The sequence below is a fragment of the Saprospiraceae bacterium genome (assembly GCA_016715965.1).
Classification (GTDB): domain Bacteria; phylum Bacteroidota; class Bacteroidia; order Chitinophagales; family Saprospiraceae; genus Vicinibacter.
Genome location: JADJXG010000001.1, coordinates 2,153,544 through 2,180,440 on the forward strand (window position 1 = coordinate 2,153,544; position 26,897 = coordinate 2,180,440).

Consider the following 26,897-nt stretch of genomic DNA (forward strand, 5'->3'; position numbering starts at 1 on the left):
CCTTTTTTTTCTGGATATGTAAAAGCATGGTAAAATATCTGCTGGACAAAATTCAGGCTAGAAAAAAAATATCGTTACGAGGCTCTAATTCAGTACAAATTGGGTTATCTTTGGCTTTAAATTGATAAGTTATTTGAGAAAAATTGAGAATTACTTAGTTGGATTTCTCGGTTTTTTTTGAGGACTTTAATACAGGCAAAACTCAGGGATTTAGCATGAATATATTAATATTCATTATTTTATGTATTTACATAAATTGTAATATCAGTATTACTTTGGCATTTTTTTATTCCCTGTTGTTTCAGCACAATCCCCTTACATTTTTGATTGATTCAGACCCCCCAATCGCCTTTGTTTCATCTTCTTCTAATTTTAATCACAAATCAGGCCCTGTCCACGCCCAAAAATTGCACTGCAGGCAGACCATTCAATTCTTCCAGTTATGAAGTCATTTTACAACGGTTATTTAGAATTTATTCAATTCAAAGCTCTAAGTTTAGATGCCAAATCAGCCTTTAGGTTTAAACTTGGAAATCAGCAGAAGCATCTTTCAATAAAAATTTTGAAGGGATTATCAATATTGGTCCTTTTGTGCTTTTATTCTGGATCTATCTTGTTTGCTCAGACCAAGGACTTTAGTCCATATACAAAACTGACTGAAGCAAATATTCATAAGACTTTAAAGGAAAACGCCCAGACCATCCAGTTTATGGAAAACAAAGGTCAGGTACCTATTCCGGGTTTGTTGTATTATTTTCAGAGCAAGCAGGGCACTGTTTTATTGATGAAAGATAAGATTCGATTTGTGGCAAACGATGTGATTACAGTTGAACGCCAATCTGATGTGCCCGTTGGACTAGGAGAGGAGCCTATAAAGGAAACAGAAGATTTTGTAACGGCAAACCATAGCTTTAGCATGGATTTCCTGGATGCCAACCCGGAACCTACTGTTAAGATTGGTGAAAAGTTTGGTACAAAATTCAATTACCTTCTTGGGGATGATCCCAAAGGATGGGTCACAGGTGTTCAGGCATCAAAAGAAGTCATTGTTGAAAATCTGTACAAGGGAATTTCACTGCGTCTGTACAGTACTGATAAAGGCAGTCTTGAATTTGACTGGATTATTGATGCTGGTGCGGACTATCGCGACATCAATATGCGTTTTGACGGGCAAGACAAGCTGAAAGTGGAAAAAGATGGAAGTCTTAAGGTTGAATTGAGATTTACGGATGTTAAATTTAATATCCCAGAATCTTATCAGGTGACTGAAGAAGGAAAGCAGACTGTACTTTTTTCATTTGTCAAATCCAACAACAATACCGTCAGTTTTCATACAAAATCCAAAATTGATCCAAACCTTCCCTTGGTCATTGACCCTACCCTTCTTTGGGGTACCTACATGGACATGAACACCCATAGCTCGCCATATTTTGACCAATATCTTTATGCAGTAGAGCTAGACACCAACGATAGGGTCTTATACTGTGGTGGTGCAACCAACTGGAACATCCCAACCAACGCTCCACCTTACGATGCGAATGGATGGCGAAATACTATCACCGGTCTCAATGGTCAAAGCAATCCTTTGCCTTCCTACTACACCTCGGTACTTTACAGGATTAATTTCAATGGATCGGATCTCATGGATCTGACCTTGTTTGGTCCTAACAATATCAGCACCAACCAAGACAACCGGATTCATTCTTTAAGTTTATCACCCACCAGGGTTTTTGTGGGTGGTTTGACGAACGCCATGGATATCCCAACAACCGCAGGTGCTTTTGATGTCACCCGCTCTGGCAATGATTGTTTTGCTGCAGTTTTTTCAAAAAACCTTGATAATTTGATTTATGGGACCTATCTCGGATCCAGCGGAAATGATATCAATGGGGTCACTTCCATCAAGGCGTTGAGTGACACCAGTTTTATCTGCGGTTTCACTGTTGTGGCTGACCTTCCTGCTGCTTACGACGGTGGCCCAGGGTGGGATCTCACTTACACTGGAGGCCAGGATTTTTTTATGATGAAATTTAGCCCGTTGAATACAATGAACTGGGGTACTTACCTTGGAGGCACTGGAAATGACGTGTTTAACGATTTAGCAGTTTTTCCAGATGGAAGGGTTGCCTTTACGGGTTGGGGAACCAGCACATTGTCTGAAGTGAATGGTGCAGCAACGACTAGAAGTACAGGTGGCAATAATGACGGGTTCCTTGGAATTCTTTCTGCCAACGGTACCTCCATGTTGTTCCTTGATGAAATGGGAGGAGCAAACAATGACCGTTTGTTTGATGTAGAAGTTTATGATGATTATCTTTACTATGTTGGTGCAGTGGGTTCAGGTTTCCCGGTGTCAGCTTCAGGAGTTTATGACGCTACCTACAATGGAGGGACCACCGATGCTTTGATTGGTAGATACAGAATTGACGGAACCCAATACAGATCAACTTTTTTTGGAAGTACGAACCCCAATAATTCCATCGTAGAGTTGGCCAACGCCCTTAAACAGGTGACTCCTGTCTCCTGTCCCGGAGACACCGTTCAGACCTTTCTTTTGGTTTGGGGTACAATCAATGGCTCGGGCATGCCCGTCAAAAATCTCAACGGTGAACCGTTTTATGATCCTACCCACAATGGAGGCACCGACATGTTCTTTGCCGGTTTTACCCAGACACTGGACACCTTAATTTATTCTACATATATCGGAGGTACTAACAACGATTACCTTGGAGACATTGGAGAACCCAAAGGATCCAACCACCTCTTCGTCTATGGATCAGACATCTACGTTGGGACCACCATTCACTCTACCCAAGCATCGACTTCACCCAATATTATTGGGGGGGGACCACCAGGAGGATTTGACCAAAGTAAATCCAACTTGCAGAATGACTCACACGTTATATTTTCATTGGGATTGACTTCCATCATTCAAACCGATTATGGGGACGCTGATTTTGGATTTACGCCTTACCATACCATCGATTGCGAAAATCTTAAGATGGGACTGCTAGACTCTGAAGCCAGTTCTACAATAACTATAGATGCCCGGGGAGACAATAATACGGGTATAAACGACGAACAGGCTGTGCCCAATCCACCCTGTCTGGCACCGGGCAACGGTCAAACCATTACGGTTACAGTGGACAGCGTTTTTAATAATATCGGAACTGCCGCTACTTTGTACGGATGGATCAATTTCAATGGAAACACTCGTTTTGAACTTTGGGAAAGAACCACCGTCAATGTACCCAATGGTCACAATGGTCCTCTCACACTAACTTGGAACAATGCTGATGTAGTCATGAGTCCATCCATGTATCTCAGAATACGTCTGACTACCAACGTGCTTCCGGATGACCCCGCCACAACCACCCAAGATGAAGCTGCTTACGTTCCTGCCACCAATGGAGAAATCGAAGAATATCGCTTGGTGGTGCTTCAATGTCCTGATCCCGGAGAAGTGGATGCTTGTTTGAGCCCCACAGAACTTCAGGATGCATTTGACAATTGGCTGGCTACCGCAGAAGGGATGGGTGGTTGCAATGGTACCCTGACCAATGACAATTCTGGTCCGCCAAGCGCATGCGGAGGCACAGATACCATCACCTTTACTTTCGTGAGTACCTGTGCTCCATTATCCTGCAGCTGTACTTCGACATTTACCGTGGGCGATTCGATCGGAGCTCCTGCTGTGGATGTGATTTGTCCGGCCAATCGATTTGAAGCGGCTTGTCAGACCCAGGCAGCCATCAATTCAAAATACCAGATTTGGCTGGATTCAGCCATGGTGGAAGGTGGTTGTTCACCAGATTTAACCAACAACAGCACAGGGCCACCCAACGCTTGCGGAGGAATAAGAACAGTGACTTTTACCGGAATCAGCGCTTGCGGAGATTCCGCCATGTGCACGAGGACTTTTGAAGTGGACTCCGGACTGGTCACACTGACCTGCCCGATGAACGTCACTGAAGACGCTTGTCAAACGCAGGATTCGATCACTGCCAAATTTGAAGATTGGCTCCAGACAGTGGATGCCACCGGAGGATGCAATATGGTGATTACGGACAACAGCCTGGAAGTACCCGATCGATGCGGTGGATCGGTCTCTGTCACGTTTACAGTCACTTCCAGTTGTGACAACAGCAAGACCTGCACGGCAACTTTTACAGTCACTACCGACGAAGCTCCTGAATTTACGGGCAGTTTGGATACCCTTTTTGTGGATGGCTGCGAAGCTTCCGACGCACCGGATCCCGCCACCAATGTTCCGGATCTTGAAGATTTACCGGGAGACCTCAATGTGACCGATGATTGTACAAGCGATGAAGGTTTGATTGTCAATAGCTCTGATGAATCCGAAGGATCTTGCCCAATTTATATCACGCGTACTTATGAAATCACAGATTCCTGCAACAATGTATTGGGAGGAATCGTACAAATTATTGTCATTCAGGATACCACCAAACCTACGTTTACCAAACCTGCTGATACCACAATATACGCGGATGCCAATTGCGATTATGACACGGATCCCGCCACCACCGGAGAAGTAGAAGATGAAATGGACAATTGTACTTCAATGCTCGAAGCCACTTATCAGGATTCGGTTGCCACCGGTACCTGCGAAGGGACAACCATCATTTACAGATCCTGGATGCTTGAAGATGAATGTGAAAACCAGGCAGATACACAGGTGCAAATCATTACGGTGCTAGATACCATTTTACCCACTTTCACCATTCCTGCTGACATCACGATTTACAAAAGTCCGGACATTCCGGATACCACCGTAATCATCAATTATGATTTTAATGGTTTTACTAGTTATGCCAATTTGTGTGCCCAGATTTTTGATGGCATTGAAGTTGAAATAGATACATCCAGCAATCCATTTTTGCAAAACAACCAGGGAACCATTTCCGGTGCATTGGCCTATAGAAACAATCCAAATGCAGGCAATGCCATGGTGGTGGAAGATTCTGATCTGCCCGGCTACTGGCAATTCAACGTCAAAGGGCGGAATTTACCTTATGGCAGTAGATTTGGAGTACACGTGCAGGCATTTAGAAATGATCTCAACAGTGCAGATTCTCTGAAAATGCAATATTCCACCGATGGTGCGATTTGGAATACCTTCCGTACCAGAGCACTGGCGGTGGGAAGCTGGACCCAGGATACAGCCACCATGCCGGCAGCAGTGGCCAATCTAGATAGTTTGTTCATACGCATCACCTACTCCGGAGGAAATCCTTCAGGAGATCGTTCCTTGTTTATAGACAACTTCCAGGTCAGAGCAGATATTTGCTGTGGATATGATGCGTCACCCAACATAACGGGAGATGTGGAGGACGAAATGGACAATTGTTCTACCAACCTTCTGGCTGTTTTTTGCGACAGCATTGTCGTTGAACCTTGCGATGGATCCAACTTAATTTACAGAAGCTGGATGTTGAAGGATTCTTGCGGCAACATGGCCGAACCAATGGTTCAATTAATAACCGTACTGGATACCACTCCTCCAGTATTTGATGTTCCAAATGATACCACACTTTACAAAGGCACTGCCATTTCTGATACCAATGTCATCGTCAATTATAATTTTAACAGAGGTCGTTCCTATTCGGAATTGAGACCAAGATTGTATTATGGCATCAGTGCTTCAATTGATACCATCTCTTCAAATGTGTTCCTGACAGACACTGGTACCATTACCGGTTTATTGGCATTTGCAACCGATTCATTTGTAGGGCGCTCCCTGCGGGTTGATACCTCGGATGTTTATGGGCACTGGCAATTCCACATCGGTGGGGATTATCTACCATTGTGTTCAGACTTTGAAGTATATGTTCAGACGCTAAAAAAAGGTCCCGGAGCTGCGGATACCTGCCATTTGGACTACAGTGTGGACAGCATCAATTGGTTTAGATTTCATTCATTTCCTCTGACGCTTGGAGTTTGGGTAGAAGATACAGCCACAGTTCCAACAGTTGGCCTTGGTACAGATAGTCTTTATATCCGGGTGACCTATTCGGGACCAATAGATACCGGAGATGCGGCGCTATGCATTGACAACTTCCAAATCAGGGCCATGATGCACTTTGACACTTGTGCGTATGATCCGGATCCTCAATGGACCGGATGGCCTGAAAATTTAATGGACAATTGTGACAAACATCCGGCTTTATTTTATAGGGATTCAATTACAAACGGAGAAACCTGCTCGGATGAAATTTTAATAACCAGAATATGGTATGCATACGATGATTGCAACAACATAGATTCTGCGATCCAATTGATTACAATACTTGATACTTTACAACCCATTATCAATTGTCCGGAGGATGTTACTGTAGATTGCGAAGGTTCTACTCATCCTGATTCCACAGGATATGCAGAAGGATTTGAATACTGTACAGATTCCATGCTGATGGTGGACTGGATGGATGAGGAAATACCAGGCGAATGCGTGGGTGATTATACCATCGTCAGAACATGGACAGTAACAGACGCTTGTGACAATACCAATACCTGTGAACAAATTATCACTGTTATTCCAAGACCTGGTCCGATCATTACATGTCCAAACGATACCATTTTGGCTTCTTGTTTGACAGATGCAGAGATTGCCAGTGAATTTGAGGATTGGCTGGACCGTGTAGAAGTTTCAGGTGGATGCAATACGACATATTCTGATGACAATACCGGACCTCCAGATCGTTGTGGGGGAACTGTCACAGTTACTTTCTCTGCCATTAGTGATTGTCTGGACGATTACGATTGTACAGCCAGCTTTACAGTGGAGGATGCTCCTGAACCCATGTTGACCTGCCCTGCAGATGTTACGGTGGCAAGTTGTCAAACCCAGGATTCAGTGGACAATCAATTTGATGATTGGCTGGAAACAGTAATGTCAGGCGGAGGATGCGAACCAATGCTGACCAATTCCGGTGGATCAGCACCGGATCGCTGTGGTGGTTTGACTTCGGTCACTTTTACACTTTCCTCCGGATGTGAATCTGATTTGATGTGCACGGCCATTTTTACTGTAGAAGATGCGGAAGAAGTCATGCTGACCTGTCCTGTGGATCAAACCACTGCTGCATGTCAATCGCAAGGACTGATTGATACCTTATTCGGGGAATGGCTTGAGGATGCCATGTTTACCGGGGGATGCAATGGTTCTTTAAGCAATGATGCAGGAGCTGCCCCCGATTACTGTGGGGGATCTGTAACTGTGACGTTTACAGTCAGCAGTGATTGCGAATCAGATGTGATTTGTACGGCAACTTTTACAGTGGAAGATGCACCTGAGGTTATGTTGACTTGTCCTGTTGATCAAACGGAAGATGCTTGTCAAACCCAGGATGAAATCAATACAAAATTTGATGATTGGTTAAATACAGCCATGGTGAGTGGTGGTTGCAACACCATGATGACGAATGATGGCGCAATGGCTCCTGATTATTGTGGTGGAAGTGTCACTGTGACTTTCAATGCAGAAAGTGATTGTGAAGATGATGTGACCTGTACGGCTACATTTACAGTAGAGGATGCCACCGATGTGATGCTGACCTGTCCACCGGATCAGACGGAGGATGCCTGTCAGACACAAGCAGAAATCGATACAAAATTCAATGATTGGCTGAATACAGTGATGGTAACCGGAGGTTGTGATGCTCAAATCACCCACGATGCAGGACCTGCACCGGATGCATGTGGCGGAGAAGTGGTTGTTACTTTTACTGCCAGCAGCGACTGTGCAGACGACATGACTTGTATGGCCACATTTACAGTGGAAGAACCTGATGATGTGATGCTGACTTGTCCAACGGATCAGATGGAGGATGCCTGTCAGACGCAGGCAGAGATCGATACAAAATTCAACGACTGGTTAAATACAGTAATGGTATCCGGAGGTTGTGATGCCCAAATCACCAACGATGCGGGACCTGCACCGGACGCATGTGGTGGAGAAGTGGTTGTTACTTTTACGGCGAGCAGCGACTGTGCAGACGATATGACCTGTATGGCCACATTTACGGTAATTGAACCGGATGAAGTCATGCTGACCTGTCCGACAGATCAGATAGAAGATACCTGTCAAACACAGGATGAAATAAATACCAAATTCAATGATTGGTTAAATACAGCCATGGTGACAGGCGGCTGCAACACTCAAATTACAAATGATGCCGGAGCAGCGCCAGATGCCTGTGGAGGCGAAGTGGTTGTTACTTTTACTGCGAGCAGCGACTGTGAGGATGACGTGACCTGTACAGCTACATTTACAGTAGAAGAGGCAGAAGAAGTCATGTTGACTTGTCCGCCGGACCAAACAGAAGATACTTGTCAAACCCAGGATGAAATCAATACCAAATTTGAGGATTGGTTGGATATGGCAATGGTGACGGGTGGGTGCAATACCCAAATCACCAATGATGGCGGCGCACCACCGGATGCCTGCGGCGGAAGTACGACGGTGACCTGGACGGCGAGCAGCGATTGTGAAGCTGATGTGACCTGTACAGCTACATTTACAGTAGAGGATGCACCAGATGTGATGCTGACCTGTCCACCGGATCAGACGGAGATGGCCTGTCAGACACAAGGAGAGATTGATACAAAATTCAACGATTGGTTGGGCGATGCGATGGTAAGTGGCGGATGCAACACGATGCTGAGCAACAGTGGCGGCACACCACCGGATGCCTGTGGCGGAAGTACGACGGTGACCTGGACAGCGAGCAGCGATTGCGAAGGGGATGTGACCTGTACGGCTACATTCACGGTAGAGGATGCCACCGATGTGATGCTGACCTGTCCGCCGGATCAGACGGAGATGGCCTGTCAGCTACAGTCAGAGATCGATACAAAGTTCAATGACTGGCTGGGCGATGCGACAGTAAATGGAGGCTGCAATGCGATGGTTACCAACGATGGAGGCACACCACCGGATGCCTGTGGCGGAAGTACGACAGTGACCTGGACGGCGAGCAGCGATTGCGAAGGGGATGTGACCTGTACGGCCACATTCACGGTAGAAGATGCACCAGATGTGATGCTGACCTGTCCGCCGGATCAGACGGAGATGGCCTGTCAGACACAAGGAGAGATCGATACAAAATTCAACGACTGGTTGAGTGATGCGAGTTATAGTGGAGGTTGCAATGCGATGATCACCAACGATGGTGGTACACCACCGGATGCCTGTGGTGGAAGTGCGACAGTGACCTGGACGGTGAGCAGCGATTGCGAAGGGGATGTGAGCTGTACGGCTACATTCACGGTAGAAGATGCCACGGATGTGATGCTGACCTGTCCACCGGATCAGACGGAGATGGCCTGTCAGACACAAGGAGAGATCGATACAAAATTCAACGACTGGCTGGGCGATGCGACAGTAAATGGAGGCTGCAATGCAATGATCACCAACGATGGAGGAACACCACCGGATGCCTGTGGCGGAAGTGCGACAGTGACCTGGACGGTGAGCAGTGATTGTGAAGATGATGTGACCTGTACAGCTACATTTACGGTAGAGGATGCACCAGATGTAATGCTGACCTGTCCGCCGGATCAGATGGAGGATGCCTGTCAGACACAAGCAGAGATCGATACCAAATTCAACGACTGGTTGGGCGATGCGATGTACAGCGGAGGCTGCAATGCGATGATCACCAACGATGGAGGCACACCACCGGATGCCTGTGGCGGCACGACCACAGTGACCTGGACGGTGAGCAGTGATTGTGAAGATGATGTGACTTGTACGGCGAACTTTGTGGTAGAGGAACCGGACGATGTGATGCTGAGTTGTCCGTCCGACCGGACGGAGCCAGCCTGTCAGGATCAGGCAACCATCGACCAGGAATTCAACGACTGGTTGGGAGAAGCGATGTACAGTGGAGGTTGCAATGCGATGATCAGCAACAGCGGTGGCATGCCACCGGATGCTTGCGGAGGTACGACAAGTGTGACCTGGACGGTGAGCAGTGATTGTGAAGACGATGTGACCTGTACGGCCTCGTTTACGGTGGAGACGCCGGATGCGGTGATGCTGACCTGTCCACCGGATGAGACTGTGATGGCCTGTATGACACAGTCAGAAATAGATATGCAGTTCAACGATTGGTTGGGCGATGCGATGGTAAGTGGCGGATGCAACACAATGCTGAGCAACAGTGGCGGCACGCCACCGGATGCCTGTGGCGGAAGTACGACGGTGACCTGGACGGCGAGCAGCGATTGCGAAGCTGATGTGACCTGTACAGCTACATTCACGGTAGAGGATGCACCAGATGTGATGCTGACCTGTCCGCCGGATCAGACGGAGATGGCCTGTCAGACACAAGGAGAGATTGATACAAAATTCAACGATTGGTTGGGCGATGCGATGGTAAGTGGCGGATGCAACACGATGCTGAGCAACAGTGGCGGCACACCACCGGATGCCTGTGGCGGAAGTACGACGGTGACCTGGACAGCGAGCAGCGATTGCGAAGGGGATGTGACCTGTACGGCTACATTCACGGTAGAGGATGCCACCGATGTGATGCTGACCTGTCCGCCGGATCAGACGGAGATGGCCTGTCAGCTACAGTCAGAGATCGATACAAAGTTCAATGACTGGCTGGGCGATGCGACAGTAAATGGAGGCTGCAATGCGATGGTTACCAACGATGGAGGCACACCACCGGATGCCTGTGGCGGAAGTACGACAGTGACCTGGACGGCGAGCAGCGATTGCGAAGGGGATGTGAGCTGTACGGCTACATTTACAGTAGAAGATGCACCAGATGTGATGCTGACCTGTCCGCCGGATCAGACGGAGATGGCCTGTCAGACACAAGGAGAGATCGATACAAAATTCAACGACTGGTTGAGTGATGCGAGTTATAGTGGAGGTTGCAATGCGATGATCACCAACGATGGTGGTACACCACCGGATGCCTGTGGTGGAAGTGCGACAGTGACCTGGACGGTGAGCAGCGATTGCGAAGGGGATGTGAGCTGTACGGCTACATTCACGGTAGAAGATGCCACGGATGTGATGCTGACCTGTCCACCGGATCAGACGGAGATGGCCTGTCAGACACAAGGAGAGATCGATACAAAATTCAACGACTGGCTGGGCGATGCGACAGTAAATGGAGGCTGCAATGCAATGATCACCAACGATGGAGGAACACCACCGGATGCCTGTGGCGGAAGTGCGACAGTGACCTGGACGGTGAGCAGCGATTGTGAGGATGACGTGACCTGTACAGCTACATTTACGGTAGAGGATGCACCAGATGTAATGCTGACCTGTCCGCCGGATCAGATGGAGGATGCCTGTCAGACACAAGCAGAGATCGATACCAAATTCAACGACTGGTTGGGCGATGCGATGTATAGCGGGGGCTGCAATGCGATGATCACCAACGATGGAGGCACACCACCGGATGCCTGTGGCGGCACGACCACAGTGACCTGGACAGTGAGCAGTGATTGTGAAGATGATGTGACTTGTACGGCGAACTTTGTGGTAGAGGAACCGGACGATGTGATGCTGAGTTGTCCGTCCGACCGGACGGAGCCAGCCTGTCAGGATCAGGCAACCATCGACCAGGAATTCAACGACTGGTTGGGAGAAGCGATGTACAGTGGAGGTTGCAATGCGATGATCAGCAACAGCGGTGGTATGCCACCGGATGCTTGCGGAGGTACGACAAGTGTGACCTGGACGGTGAGCAGTGATTGTGAAGACGATGTGACCTGTACGGCCTCGTTTACGGTGGAGACGCCAGATGCGGTGATGCTGACCTGTCCACCGGATGAGACTGTGATGGCCTGTATGACACAGTCAGAAATAGATATGCAGTTCAACGATTGGCTGGGCGATGCGATGGTAAGTGGCGGATGCAACACGATGCTGAGCAACAGTGGCGGCGCACCACCGGATGCCTGCGGCGGAAGTACGACGGTGACCTGGACGGCGAGCAGCGATTGCGAAGCTGATGTGACCTGTACAGCTACATTTACAGTAGAGGATGCACCAGATGTGATGCTGACCTGTCCGCCGGATCAGACGGAGATGGCCTGTCAGACACAAGGAGAGATTGATACAAAATTCAACGATTGGTTGGGCGATGCGATGGTAAGTGGCGGATGCAACACGATGCTGAGCAACAGTGGCGGCACACCACCGGATGCCTGTGGCGGAAGTACGACGGTGACCTGGACAGCGAGCAGCGATTGCGAAGCTGATGTGACCTGTACAGCTACATTTACGGTAGAGGAGGCCACCGATGTGATGCTGACCTGTCCACCGGATCAGACGGAGATGGCCTGTCAGCTACAGTCAGAGATCGATACAAAGTTCAATGACTGGCTGGGCGATGCGACAGTAAATGGAGGCTGCAATGCGATGGTTACCAACGATGGTGGCACACCACCGGATGCCTGTGGCGGAAGTACGACAGTGACCTGGACGGCGAGCAGCGATTGCGAAGGGGATGTGAGCTGTACGGCTACATTTACAGTAGAGGATGCACCAGATGTGATGCTGACCTGTCCGCCGGATCAGACGGAGATGGCCTGTCAGACACAAGGAGAGATCGATACAAAATTCAACGATTGGTTGAGTGATGCGAGTTATAGTGGAGGTTGCAATGCGATGATCACCAACGATGGTGGTACACCACCGGATGCCTGTGGTGGAAGTGCGACAGTGACCTGGACGGTGAGCAGCGATTGCGAAGGGGATGTGAGCTGTACGGCTACATTCACTGTAGAAGATGCCACGGATGTGATGCTGACCTGTCCGCCGGATCAGACGGAGATGGCCTGTCAGACACAAGGAGAGATCGATACAAAATTCAATGACTGGCTGGGCGATGCGACAGTAAATGGAGGCTGCAATGCAATGATCACCAACGATGGTGGAACGCCACCGGATGCCTGTGGTGGAAGTGCGACAGTGACCTGGACGGTGAGCAGCGATTGTGAGGATGATGTGACCTGTACAGCTACATTTACGGTAGAGGATGCACCAGATGTAATGCTGACCTGTCCGCCGGATCAGATGGAGGATGCCTGTCAGACACAAGCAGAGATCGATACCAAATTCAACGACTGGTTGGGCGATGCGATGTACAGCGGAGGCTGCAATGCGATGATCACCAACGATGGAGGCACACCACCGGATGCCTGTGGCGGCACGACCACAGTGACCTGGACGGTGAGCAGTGATTGTGAAGATGATGTGACTTGTACGGCGAACTTTGTGGTAGAGGAACCGGACGATGTGATGCTGAGTTGTCCGTCCGACCGGACGGAGCCAGCCTGTCAGGATCAGGCAACCATCGACCAGGAATTCAACGACTGGTTGGGAGAAGCGATGTACAGTGGAGGTTGCAATGCGATGATCAGCAACAGCGGTGGCATGCCACCGGATGCTTGCGGAGGTACGACAAGTGTGACCTGGACGGTGAGCAGTGATTGTGAAGACGATGTGACCTGTACGGCCTCGTTTACGGTGGAGACGCCGGATGCGGTGATGCTGACCTGTCCACCGGATGAGACTGTGATGGCCTGTATGACACAGTCAGAAATAGATATGCAGTTCAACGATTGGTTGGGCGATGCGATGGTAAGTGGCGGATGCAACACAATGCTGAGCAACAGTGGCGGCGCACCACCGGATGCCTGCGGCGGAAGTACGACGGTGACCTGGACGGCGAGCAGCGATTGCGAAGATGATGTGACCTGTACAGCTACATTTACAGTAGAGGATGCACCAGATGTGATGCTGACCTGTCCGCCGGATCAGACGGAGATGGCCTGTCAGACACAAGGAGAGATTGATACAAAATTCAACGACTGGCTGGGCGATGCGATGGTAAGTGGCGGATGCAACACGATGCTGAGCAACAGTGGCGGCACGCCACCAGATGCCTGTGGCGGAAGTACGACGGTGACCTGGACAGCGAGCAGCGATTGTGAAGCTGATGTGACCTGTACGGCTACATTCACGGTAGAGGATGCCACCGATGTGATGCTGACCTGTCCACCGGATCAGACGGAGATGGCCTGTCAGCTACAGTCAGAGATCGATACAAAGTTCAATGACTGGCTGGGCGATGCGACAGTAAATGGAGGCTGCAATGCGATGGTTACCAACGATGGTGGCACACCACCGGATGCCTGTGGCGGAAGTACGACGGTGACCTGGACGGCAAGCAGCGATTGCGAAGGGGATGTGAGCTGTACGGCTACATTTACAGTAGAGGATGCACCAGATGTGATGCTGACCTGTCCGCCGGATCAGACGGAGATGGCCTGTCAGACACAAGGAGAGATCGATACAAAATTCAACGATTGGTTGAGTGATGCGAGTTATAGTGGAGGTTGCAATGCGATGATCACCAACGATGGTGGTACACCACCGGATGCCTGTGGTGGAAGTGCGACAGTGACCTGGACGGTGAGCAGCGATTGCGAAGGGGATGTGAGCTGTACGGCTACATTCACTGTAGAAGATGCCACGGATGTGATGCTGACCTGTCCGCCGGATCAGACGGAGATGGCCTGTCAGACACAAGGAGAGATCGATACAAAATTCAATGACTGGCTGGGCGATGCGACAGTAAATGGAGGCTGCAATGCAATGATCACCAACGATGGTGGAACGCCACCGGATGCCTGTGGTGGAAGTGCGACAGTGACCTGGACGGTGAGCAGCGATTGTGAGGATGATGTGACCTGTACAGCTACATTTACGGTAGAGGATGCACCAGATGTGATGCTGACCTGTCCGCCGGATCAGATGGAGGATGCCTGTCAGACACAAGCAGAGATCGATACCAAATTCAACGACTGGTTGGGCGATGCGATGTACAGCGGAGGCTGCAATGCGATGATCACCAACGATGGAGGCACACCACCGGATGCCTGTGGCGGCACGACCACAGTGACCTGGACAGTGAGCAGTGATTGTGAAGATGATGTGACTTGTACGGCGAACTTTGTGGTAGAGGAACCGGACGATGTGATGCTGAGTTGTCCGTCCGACCGGACGGAGCCAGCCTGTCAGGATCAGGCAACCATCGACCAGGAATTCAACGACTGGTTGGGAGAAGCGATGTACAGTGGAGGTTGCAATGCGATGATCAGCAACAGCGGTGGCATGCCACCGGATGCTTGCGGAGGTACGACAAGTGTGACCTGGACGGTGAGCAGTGATTGTGAAGACGATGTGACCTGTACGGCCTCGTTTACGGTGGAGACGCCGGATGCGGTGATGCTGACCTGTCCACCGGATGAGACTGTGATGGCCTGTATGACACAGTCAGAAATAGATATGCAGTTCAACGATTGGTTGGGCGATGCGATGGTAAGTGGCGGATGCAACACAATGCTGAGCAACAGTGGCGGCGCACCACCGGATGCCTGCGGCGGAAGTACGACGGTGACCTGGACGGCGAGCAGCGATTGCGAAGCTGATGTGACCTGTACAGCTACATTTACAGTAGAGGATGCACCAGATGTGATGCTGACCTGTCCGCCGGATCAGACGGAGATGGCCTGTCAGACACAAGGAGAGATTGATACAAAATTCAACGACTGGTTGGGCGATGCGATGGTAAGTGGCGGATGCAACACGATGCTGAGCAACAGTGGCGGCACACCACCGGATGCCTGTGGCGGAAGTACGACGGTGACCTGGACAGCGAGCAGCGATTGTGAAGGGGATGTGACCTGTACGGCTACATTCACGGTAGAGGATGCCACCGATGTGATGCTGACCTGTCCACCGGATCAGACGGAGATGGCCTGTCAGTTACAGTCAGAGATCGATACAAAGTTCAATGACTGGCTGGGCGATGCGACAGTAAATGGAGGCTGCAATGCGATGGTTACCAACGATGGTGGCACACCACCGGATGCCTGTGGCGGAAGTACGACGGTGACCTGGACGGCGAGCAGCGATTGCGAAGGGGATGTGAGCTGTACGGCTACATTTACAGTAGAGGATGCACCAGATGTGATGCTGACCTGTCCGCCGGATCAGACGGAGATGGCCTGTCAGACACAAGGAGAGATCGATACAAAATTCAACGATTGGTTGAGTGATGCGAGTTATAGTGGAGGTTGCAATGCGATGATCACCAACGATGGTGGTACACCACCGGATGCCTGTGGTGGAAGTGCGACAGTGATCTGGACGGTGAGCAGCGATTGTGAAGGGGATGTGAGCTGTACGGCTACATTTACAGTAGAAGATGCACCAGATGTGATGCTGACCTGTCCGCCGGATCAAACGGAGATGGCCTGTCAGACACAAGGAGAGATCGATACAAAGTTCAACAACTGGTTGGATGATGCGATGTACAGCGGAGGCTGCAATGCGATGATCACCAACGATGGAGGCACGCCACCGGATGCCTGTGGAGAAACCAGAACAGTCACCTGGACGGTGAGCAGCGATTGTGAGGATGACGTGACCTGTACAGCTACATTTACGGTAGAAGATGCACCAGATGTGATGCTGACCTGCCCATTGGATCAAATAGAGCCAGCCTGTCAGGATCAGGCAACCATCGACCAGGAATTCAACGACTGGTTGGGCGATGCGATGTACAGCGGGGGCTGCAATGCGATGATCTCCAACGATGGCGGCACACCACCGGATGCATGTGGCGGCACGACCACAGTGACCTGGACGGTGAGCAGTGATTGTGAAGATGATGTGACTTGTACGGCGAACTTTGTGGTAGAGGAACCGGACGATGTGATGCTGAGTTGTCCGTCCGACCGGACGGAGCCAGCCTGTCAGGATCAGGCAACCATCGACCAGGAATTCAACGACTGGTTGGGAGAAGCGATGTACAGTGGAGGTTGCAATGCGATGATCAGCAACAGCGGTGGCATGCCACCGGATGCTTGCGGAGGTACGACAAGTGTGACCTGGACGGTGAGCAGTGATTGTGAAGACGATGTGACCTGTACGGCCTCGTTTACGGTGGAGACGCCGGATGCGGTGATGCTGACCTGTCCACCGGATGAGACTGTGATGGCCTGTATGACACAGTCAGAAATAGATATGCAGTTCAACGATTGGTTGGGCGATGCGATGGTAAGTGGCGGATGCAACACAATGCTGAGCAACAGTGGCGGCGCACCACCGGATGCCTGCGGCGGAAGTACGACGGTGACCTGGACGGCGAGCAGCGATTGCGAAGGGGATGTGACCTGTACAGCTACATTCACGGTAGAAGATGCTCCGGCGGTGATGCTGACTTGTCCAGTGGACCAAATTGAGATGGCTTGTCAAACCCAGGCTGAAATTGATTCAAAATTCAATATTTGGATAAATTCTGCCATGGTAAATGGCGGATGTAACCCAATGCTTTCAAATACAGGTGGTTCTGCACCTGATGCCTGTGGAGGAAACATCAGCATAAATTTCACAGTAACCAGCGATTGCGAAGACCCTGTGATGTGTACGGCGATGTTTACAGTAGAAGATCCGGGACTGGTCATGCTGACCTGTCCTGCTGACAGGACTGAAGTGGCTTGTCAGGATCAGACTATGATCAATCAAGCTTTTTCTGATTGGTTGAACGATGTAAATGTGAATGGTGGTTGTAATGTCATTTTGACCAATGACAATACAGGTGCACCGGATGCTTGTGGTGGTAATACCACAGTCAGCTGGACGGCAAGTAGTGATTGTGAAGCGGACGTCATGTGTTCTGCTACATTTACCGTAGAAGATGCCCCAGATGTGATGCTGACCTGTCCTCTTGATCAAACTGAACTCGAGTGTCAAACCCAGGCTACCATCAATCAAAAGTTTAATGACTGGTTAAATTCTGCAAACGTAAGTGGAGGCTGTAATCCTGTGTTGTCTGACAATAATACGGGTGCTCCCAATGCTTGCGGAGGCACGACTACTGTTACTTTTACTGTCAATAGCGATTGTGAAATGCCAATGACTTGCAGTGCTAGTTTTACAGTAATGGATGCGCCAGCACTTAGCATCAGCTGCCCGATGGATCAGATGGAGCTGGCTTGCCAGACCCAATCTGAAATCAACAATAAATTCAATATTTGGCTGGCTTCGGTTAGCTTTAATGGTGGATGCAATACCATGGTGACCAACAACAACACCGGTGCACCGGATGCTTGTGGAGGTACCACAACGGTATTATTTACAGCAACAAGCGAATGTGGTGCCATGGAATCCTGCTCTGCGACATTTACTGTAGATGCTGCACCTCCGGTAGATCTGGATTGCCCTGCTGATCAAATGGAAATCGCCTGTCAGGATCAAGCGACCATCGACCAGGAGTTCAATGATTGGTTAAATGATGCAGTATTTAGTGGAGGCTGTAATGCGATGATCTCCAACAACGGGGGATCTGCTCCAGATGCTTGTGGAGGTACCGCAACAGTGACCTGGACGGTGAGCAGTGATTGTGAAAATGACGTCACATGCTCGGCAACATTTACCGTTGAGGACGCGCCGGATATTATGCTGACCTGCCCACCAGATCATACAGAAGTAAACTGTCAATCTCAGGCATCCATTGATCTTGCATTTGCCGACTGGTTGGACGATGCCACTTTTAGTGGTGGATGTAATGCGATGATCAGCAATAGTGGTGGGATGGCGCCGGATGCCTGCGGAGGTACAACAAGTGTGACCTGGACGGTGACCAGTGATTGTGAGGATGTGACTTGTACAGCAACATTTACCGTAGAGGATTCCCCTCCGGTGGATTTGGATTGCCCAGCAGACCATACAGAGCTAGCATGTCAGGATCAGGTTGATATAGATCAGGCTTTTGATGATTGGCTGGATGATGCAATGTTCTCTGGTGGTTGTAATGCAACGATTAGTAATAGTGGAGGTTCAGCTCCTGATGAATGTGGAGGAACAACTTCAGTAACCTGGACGGTGAGCAGTGACTGTGAGAATGATGTAACCTGTACGGCAACATTTACCGTGGAAGATGCTCCGGATGTGATGCTAAATTGTCCATCCAATCAAACTGAGGCCTCTTGTCAGAATCAAAGCGCCATTGATGGTGCTTTTGCAAGCTGGTTGAATACTGCAAACTTTACAGGTGGTTGCGATGCCAATATGAGCAATAACAACAGCGGTGCGCCAAATTTCTGTGGAGGAACTACTACGGTCACTTTTACAGTCAACAGTTCTTGCGAAGGTCCTGTGACTTGCATGGCGACTTTTACCGTAACAGACGCACCCAATGTAAATTTGAATTGTCCAATCAATACAAATTCTTCAAATTGCCCCAGTCAGGCTGTTTTGGATGCAGAGTTTGCCGCTTGGTTAAATTCAGCTAATTTCACCGGTGGATGTAATGGAATGTTGAGCAACAACAATTCTGGACCTCCTCCAATTTGCGGAGGCAACACTACAGTTGTCTTTACTGTGACCAGTGATTGTGAAAGCAGTGTAACATGTTCTGCTACCTTTACAGTTCCGACTCCGGCTCCGGTTATGTTTACCTGCCCGAGCGATCAAACTGAGGCTGCCTGTCAATCCCAGGGATCAATCAATGCGGCGTTTGCAAACTGGTTAAATGCGTATTCAGTGAGCGGAGGTTGCAATACCATGGTGTCCAACAACAATTCTGGCGCACCTAATTTCTGCGGCGGAACCACTACAGTTGTTTTCACAGTGAGCAGTTCTTGCGAAAATTCGGCAACCTGCAGCGCTAGCTTCACAGTCAACAATGCACCCGCAGTTAACTTTACCTGTGTGATGGATCAGACTGAAGCTGCCTGCCAGACCCAGGCAGAGATTGATAGCAGATTTAACACATGGCTTAATTCTTATTCTGTTAACGGAGGATGCAATACGATGGTGTCCAACAATAATTCGGGTGCGCCTAGTTTTTGCGGAGGAACAACGACGGTTGTTTTCACAGTGACAAGTGATTGTGAAAATTCAACAACCTGTAGTGCTACATTTACTGTATTGAGTTCTCCACTCTCTTTAACCTGTCCTCCGGATATCACGGAAGAGGCTTGTCAGACGAGGGATGAAATATTAGAGAAGTTTGACGATTGGGTAGCAACTGCAAACGTGACTGGTGGATGTAATCCAATACTGACCACCAACGATTTTGATTTCCCGAATGAGTGTGGTGGAACGGTACAAATCATCTTTACTGTTACAAGTGATTGTGATGTACCAAAGACCTGCACAGCTAATTTCATTGTTACACCAATGGATCCACCGGTTATAGAATGTCCTGATGACGTTACCATCGAATGTAATACTGGTACAAATCCGTTGAATACTGGATTCCCAGAGGCATTTGACGGTTGTGACGGAACTCCGGATTTGAGCTATGATGATCAGATTATTCCAGGTATGTGTCCAGGCGAACAAGAAATAATTCGCTCATGGACCGCCATAGATTTGTGTTCACAGCTTGCGGAGTGTGTTCAGATGATTACCGTGGAGAACAATTTGCCACCAACATTTGATTATCCTCCGGATATCACAATTTATAAAGGTGAATTTGCTGCAGGAAATAAACTGTTGGTCAATTATACATTTAATGAAGGTGTGACTTATGAATCACTTGCTCCATTCCTGCATCCTGGAATTACTTCAGAGGTAGATACAAGTTCGGTCATGTATATGTCCTTTATCCCAGGAGTTGTCACCGGCCCATTGGCCTTTAGTCTAAACTCAATTGCGGGTAAATCACTTAAGGTCAACAACTCCAGCTTGCCCGGACATTGGCAATTCAATATCGGTGGCAGAAATCTTCCTGCTTTCCAGAATTTTGAAGTGTATGTTCAGGCAAGAAGACACAGCAATGGCAGTGCAACCAATCTTGTGATGGATTACAGCACCAATGGAGTCAATTGGACTACATTTAGCAATACATTGTTGACGCAGGGAGTATGGACTGAATGCACAAATCCAATTACCGGGGTCAATAATCCAAGTCAACTTTGGATCAGGGTCAGATGGTCTGGCGGCACTAACAACAATACTCAGGAATTGATGATTGACAACTTCCAGCTGAAGGCCATTAAAAATCACCAGGCTTGCGAATTTGATGAATCACCTTCTATCACAGGTTTCCCATCCAACATTCAGCATCCTTGCGATGGAAATCCATCTGCAACCTATCGCGATTCGGTTGCTTTGGGTGATTGCGAATCCAAAGTATACAGAACATGGATTGTGACAGACAATTGTGGTAATACATCCAGTGGAAACGGACCACAGGTCATAACTGCTTTGGACACCACGGGGCCTATTATAACATGTCCTTCAGTAAATGTTCTGGTCCGCAAAGCAGATACCATGGATTGTTTCTATACGGTTATCGGTACAGAGTTTGATGCTATTGCCAGCGATTTGTGTCAGGACTCAGTTTCATTGATCAATAATTATAATTTTGAATCCACTCTGGAAGGAGAACGAATTCCGGTCGGATTGGATACCATTCGTTGGACGGCTACAGATGCCTGTGGAAACACATCCATTTGTGATCTTAAAATTGAAATTTATGAAATTGAGCCTCCTGTCGCGGTATGTATGAATATTACCATTCACCTTGACCAGACAGGTAAGGATACGATAACTGTATGGGATGTTGATGGAGGATCCACAGACAACTGTGGAATAAAAACAAGAACCTTGAGCAGAGAAATTTTTGACTGCGACGATATTCCATTCAGGACTGTCATTCTTAAAGTCATTGACTCATCTGGATTAGAAGATACCTGTCATGCCATATTGACTATTAGGGATACAATTCCACCAAATATTACCTGCAAGAATTTGAATTTTGCTCTTCCACAAAGTAAAATGAGAACAATTACTCCACTGGAAGTTTTATTGAGCAATACTGACAATTGCGGAGTTTTGACGAGAGTTGTCAATCCAAATATGTTCAATTGCGATAGCCCGAAACAGACCGTAGTAACTGTACGTGTGACCGATGTCAATGGCAATAGTTCGACCTGCACGGCAACAGTAACCATTACAAATGATTCAGATGGTGATGGGGTTTATGATCCATGCGACAACTGCATCGATTTCCCCAATGAGGATCAGGCTGACAGCGACTGCGACACGGTAGGAGATGAATGTGATGTCTGTCCGGGTGGAGATGATTCTGTTGACAACAATGGTGATGGCTTACCGGATTGTAAGTTTCCACCAAGTTTCGCTCAAATAAAGTCAGACTGGAAATGTGGTACAGTGCCACAGAGGGTAGTGGTAGCAGATATCGCGAATGGATCTTGTACAAGAAGATGTATTCTATACACAACTTATCTGAGTACCAGAGGCCCTAACAGACATTTGGGACCTTGCAAATCATGTAGTGAGGGATTGGACGATACGGATCCAAACAATGATACAGCAGAGAAATATGACGATACTGATCGTACAGATGTTTCTGCTCTTGTGGATTTCAGAATCGTACCAAATCCCAATGAAGGAATTTTCGACATTGAGTTTGACCAAATAGTGGATGAAGGATCGATTAAAATTTTCAATCTCCTGGGACGGGAAATTTATTCGCTCAACATTGATAAATCCACACAAAGGATTCGAATTGATGAAAGTCTTTTTGTCCTTGAGACCAGTGGGATCTATCGAATTGTACTGGTTACGAACAATGTGAGGAAGGTGCACAACATGATGATTATTTCAAAGTAACTCTTTGATGTATTTTATAAAAAAGGGGGCCTCATCTGATGGCCCCTTTTTTATTTCAAATTATCGTTCTAATAATTCCTACAGGGTCATTAACCCATATCATGGATTAGAGATTCTATTTCGATCAGAAATGGTTTTATAATAAATGCTTTTCAATCTATTTGATTCATCACTGAATCAGAACAAAGGCTGCTCACCAAAAGTCTTTATTTGATTGCCATATTCGTTGTTATAGCGGACTCCAATGCATAATTCGGAATGAATAAACGCCATGTTAGTGTAAGTACAACCATGGCAATACTCAATAGGATAAATTCAGGTAAATCTTAAGTTATTTCAATTGGAAGGTATTTGGAAAAGAGTTTGCATTCCTCGCTCATTTTGGTGGTGTAAGAATTCGAATGACAGATCTGGAATGAATAGATGTTCTTATAAAATCATCGAGTTCCAGTAAGCATTTAAAGATTATGGCAATAGAGGGCTTAACCATTTTTTGCCCTCCTCCAGAGTCCAGCTTTTCCGCTTGCAATAATCTTCCAGCTGATCTTCACCGATTTCTGAAATTCCAAAATATTTGGATTCGGGATGAGAAAAATACCACCCGCTTACCGATGCAGCTGGATACATGGCTTTTGAACTTGTCAGGATCATTCCCGTGTTTTTTTCTACATCCAAGAGTTTCCACAACAGGTCTTTTTCGGTATGATCCGGACAGGCAGGATACCCGGGGGCAGGTCTTATGCCCAGGTATTTTTCAGAAATTAAATCATCATTATTCAGGTTCTCGTTCTCCGAATAAGCCCAAAGATTGGTACGAATCTGTAGGTGCAAATACTCAGCAGCCGCTTCTGCCAATCTGTCCGCAATCGCTTTCACCAAAATGGCATGGTAGTCATCATGCTTGGATTCATATTGCTTCACGAGCTGATCAACACCAATTCCTGCAGTGACTGCAAATGCACCGATATAATCTTTTGTGTCGGATGATTTGGGTGCAAGGTAATCCGATAAACAGAAATTTGGCTGTCCAGCAGTTTTCTTTATTTGTTGGCGCAAATGATGCAGCTTGTAATTTATTTGATCTGGTTTTTCAACATCATAGATCAAAATATCATCTGTGTCTGAATTAGCAGGAAAGATTCCAGTAATTCCAATGGCTGAAATAAGCTTCTGATCAATGATATGCTTTAATAACTGATTTGCATCCTCAAATAATTTTTTTGCCTCGTGCCCAACCACAGGATCTTCAAAAATAGCAGGATATCTTCCCGCTAACTCCCAAGACAGAAAAAATGGAGTCCAGTCAATGTATTCACTTAGGACTTTGAGATTGAGTTCATGTATTTGAATTCCCAGTTTTTTTGGTACAGGAATTTGATAATTTTTCCAATCAAAAACAAACTTGTTTTCGCGTGCCTGTTGGATTGAAAGCAATATTTTTCCGGCATTTCTTTTTTCTCTTTGAATTCTGACTTGTTCGTATTCTGATCGAATCTGTTCAATATAATCATTGCGAACTTCCTTATCCTGATTGAGTAAATTGCTAACAACACCAACAGCCCGTGAAGCATCCAGAACATGGACTACGGGATGGGAATATTTTGGTTCGATCTTTAGTGCAGTGTGCAGCTTTGAAGTGGTAGCGCCTCCGATCAGAAGTGGGACTGCATAATTTCTTTTGGTCATCTCTTCAGCCACATGAACCATTTCATCCAGTGAAGGTGTAATCAATCCACTGAGACCGATTACATCTGCTTTCATTTCTTTTGCAGACTCTAAAATTTTGTCAGCAGAAACCATCACTCCCAAATCGTGAATTTCATAAGAATTGCACGCCAGTACAACCCCAACAATATTTTTACCGATATCATGTACATCTCCTTTGACTGTGGCCAAAAGAATTTTTCCTTTTTTATTTTCTTCTTTGTTTTCAGATTCCATCAGGGGAGTCAAGTAGGCAACTGCCTGCTTCATGACCCGCGCACTTTTGACCACTTGTGGCAAAAACATTTTTCCAGCACCAAAAAGATCACCTACTTCATTCATGCCATCCATAAGGGGGCCTTCAATAATTTGGAGTGGTATTTTTAATTTCTCCAAAGCCTCCTTCGTATCCTGAATGATGAATTCATTAATACCTTTGACCAATGCATATTTTAATCGATCGTCCGGTTCAAGTGATCTCCAGGCCTCCTCTGCTTTTTTATCTTTTGTTGAAGTTCCTTTGATTGAATCTGCAAATTGAGTTAATCTTTCAGTGGCGTCAGGACGCCTATTAAATAAGGTATCTTCAACAAGAACCAATAATTCTGGCGAAATGTCATCATAGATATCTATTACACCTGCATTGACAATACCCATGTCCATTCCTGCCTGTATGGCATGGTATAAAAAAGCGGAATGCATGGCCCTTCGCACCGTTTCATTTCCTCTGAAGGAAAAAGATAAATTGCTGACACCACCACTTATTTTTACACCAGGACATAATTTTTTGATAATTCTTGTGGCTTCAATGTAGTGGATCGCGTATTCATTGTGTTCTTCAATGCCAGTCGCTATGGCAAAAATATTGGGATCAAAAATAATGTCTTCCGCTTTGAAATTTGCTTTATCGATTAGGAGATGAAAAGCCCGCGTGCAAATTTCAACTTTCCTATCCAAACTGTCGGCCTGTCCCTGTTCATCAAAAGCCATGACCACGACAGCAGCACCATATCTCTTCACCTTTTTGGCCTGTGCCAGAAATACTTCTTCTCCTTCTTTAAGTGAAATCGAATTTACGATGGATTTACCTTGCAAACATTGCAATCCCGCTTCTATGACTTCCCATTTGGAAGAATCTATCATCACAGGAATTTTGACGATGTCGGGTTCTGATCCAATCAGATGCAAAAATTCTCTCATGGCCTTTGCCCCATCCAAAAGCCCTTCATCCATATTGACATCAATAATTTGAGCTCCTGCTTCAACTTGTTGACGCGCCACTGCCAGTGCTTCATCAAATTTGCCCGTCAGAATCAGTTTTGCAAATGCTTTGGAACCAGTCACATTGGTCCGCTCACCGATATTGACAAAATTGAGCTCAGGTCTGAAGATCAAAGGCTCCAGTCCTGACAACATGGTATAATGGTATTGATTTTCTGGGATAGCACGTGGCTTTAATTCCCTGACTGCTTCTGCCATAAGGCGAATATGATCCGGTGTTGTTCCGCAACAGCCTCCCACCATATTGACCAAATGTTCTTCCGCGAATCCCCTGATGTAGGATTTCATTTCTTCTGGACTTTGATCATAAGCACCCAATTCGTTGGGAAGTCCGGCATTGGGATAGGCACTGATTCTGCAAGTAGCTATTTTTTCCAGAGCATCTAAATGGGGTTTCATTTCTTTTGCTCCCAAAGCGCAATTTAATCCGATGCTAAAAAGTTCCATGTGGCTCATTGAAATATAGAATGCTTCGACGGTTTGACCACTAAGCGTTCTTCCACTTGCATCGGTGATGGTACCCGAAACCATCAATGGCCATTTTTGGCCATATTCTTCAAATAATTCACTGATTGCAAAGAGGGCGGCTTTCGCATTTAAGGTATCAAAGATGGTTTCTACCAAAAGTATATCACAACCACCATCGATCAATCCTTTTGCTTGCTCATAGTAAGTGGATCTCAGGTCCTCAAAATTAACTGCACGATAACCGGGTCGATTCACATCAGGTGATAAACTCCCTGTGCGATTGGTAGGTCCGAGCGCACCAGCGACAAATTTATAAAGGCTTGGATTCTGACGCATAAAATCATCTGCAGCCTTGCGTGCAATTCTGGCAGCTTCCACGTTCATTTCATAAACCAGATGTTCCAGCTGATAATCTGCCTGCGACAATTTGTTGGCATTGAAAGTATTTGTTTCTATGATGTCTGCACCCGCTTCAAGGTAATCGCAATGGATCTGATAAATGATATCGGGTCTGGTAATAACCAACAGATCGTTGTTGCCTTTTAAATCGACAGGATGATTGATAAATCTTTCAGATCGAAAATCCTTTTCGGAAAGCCTGAATCGCTGAATCATTGTACCCATGGCTCCATCCAATACCAGGATGCGTTCTGCCGCCAAGGTCTCTAGAAAATTCAAAATTTGTTTCGGATCGGTCATGGCCTGCAAAAGTAGCTTATTTTTAGGTAGTCAA

At 47.3% G+C, this 26,897-nt stretch carries 2 protein-coding genes; one reads left to right on the forward strand and one right to left on the reverse strand.

What is annotated here, in order from left to right; genetic code table 11:
- Positions 1–442: 442 nt before the first annotated feature.
- On the forward strand, positions 443–22,711 hold the full coding sequence (locus IPM48_08080) for a T9SS type A sorting domain-containing protein (GenBank protein MBK9271542.1): 22,269 nt from the start codon (positions 443–445) through the stop codon (positions 22,709–22,711).
- Between the two features lie 465 nt (positions 22,712–23,176).
- Here the strand turns inward: IPM48_08080 and metH are convergent, their stop codons facing one another.
- Positions 23,177–26,863, reverse strand: coding sequence for a methionine synthase (gene metH / locus IPM48_08085; GenBank protein MBK9271543.1), 3,687 nt, complete (start codon positions 26,861–26,863; stop codon positions 23,177–23,179).
- Positions 26,864–26,897: the final 34 nt, after the last annotated feature.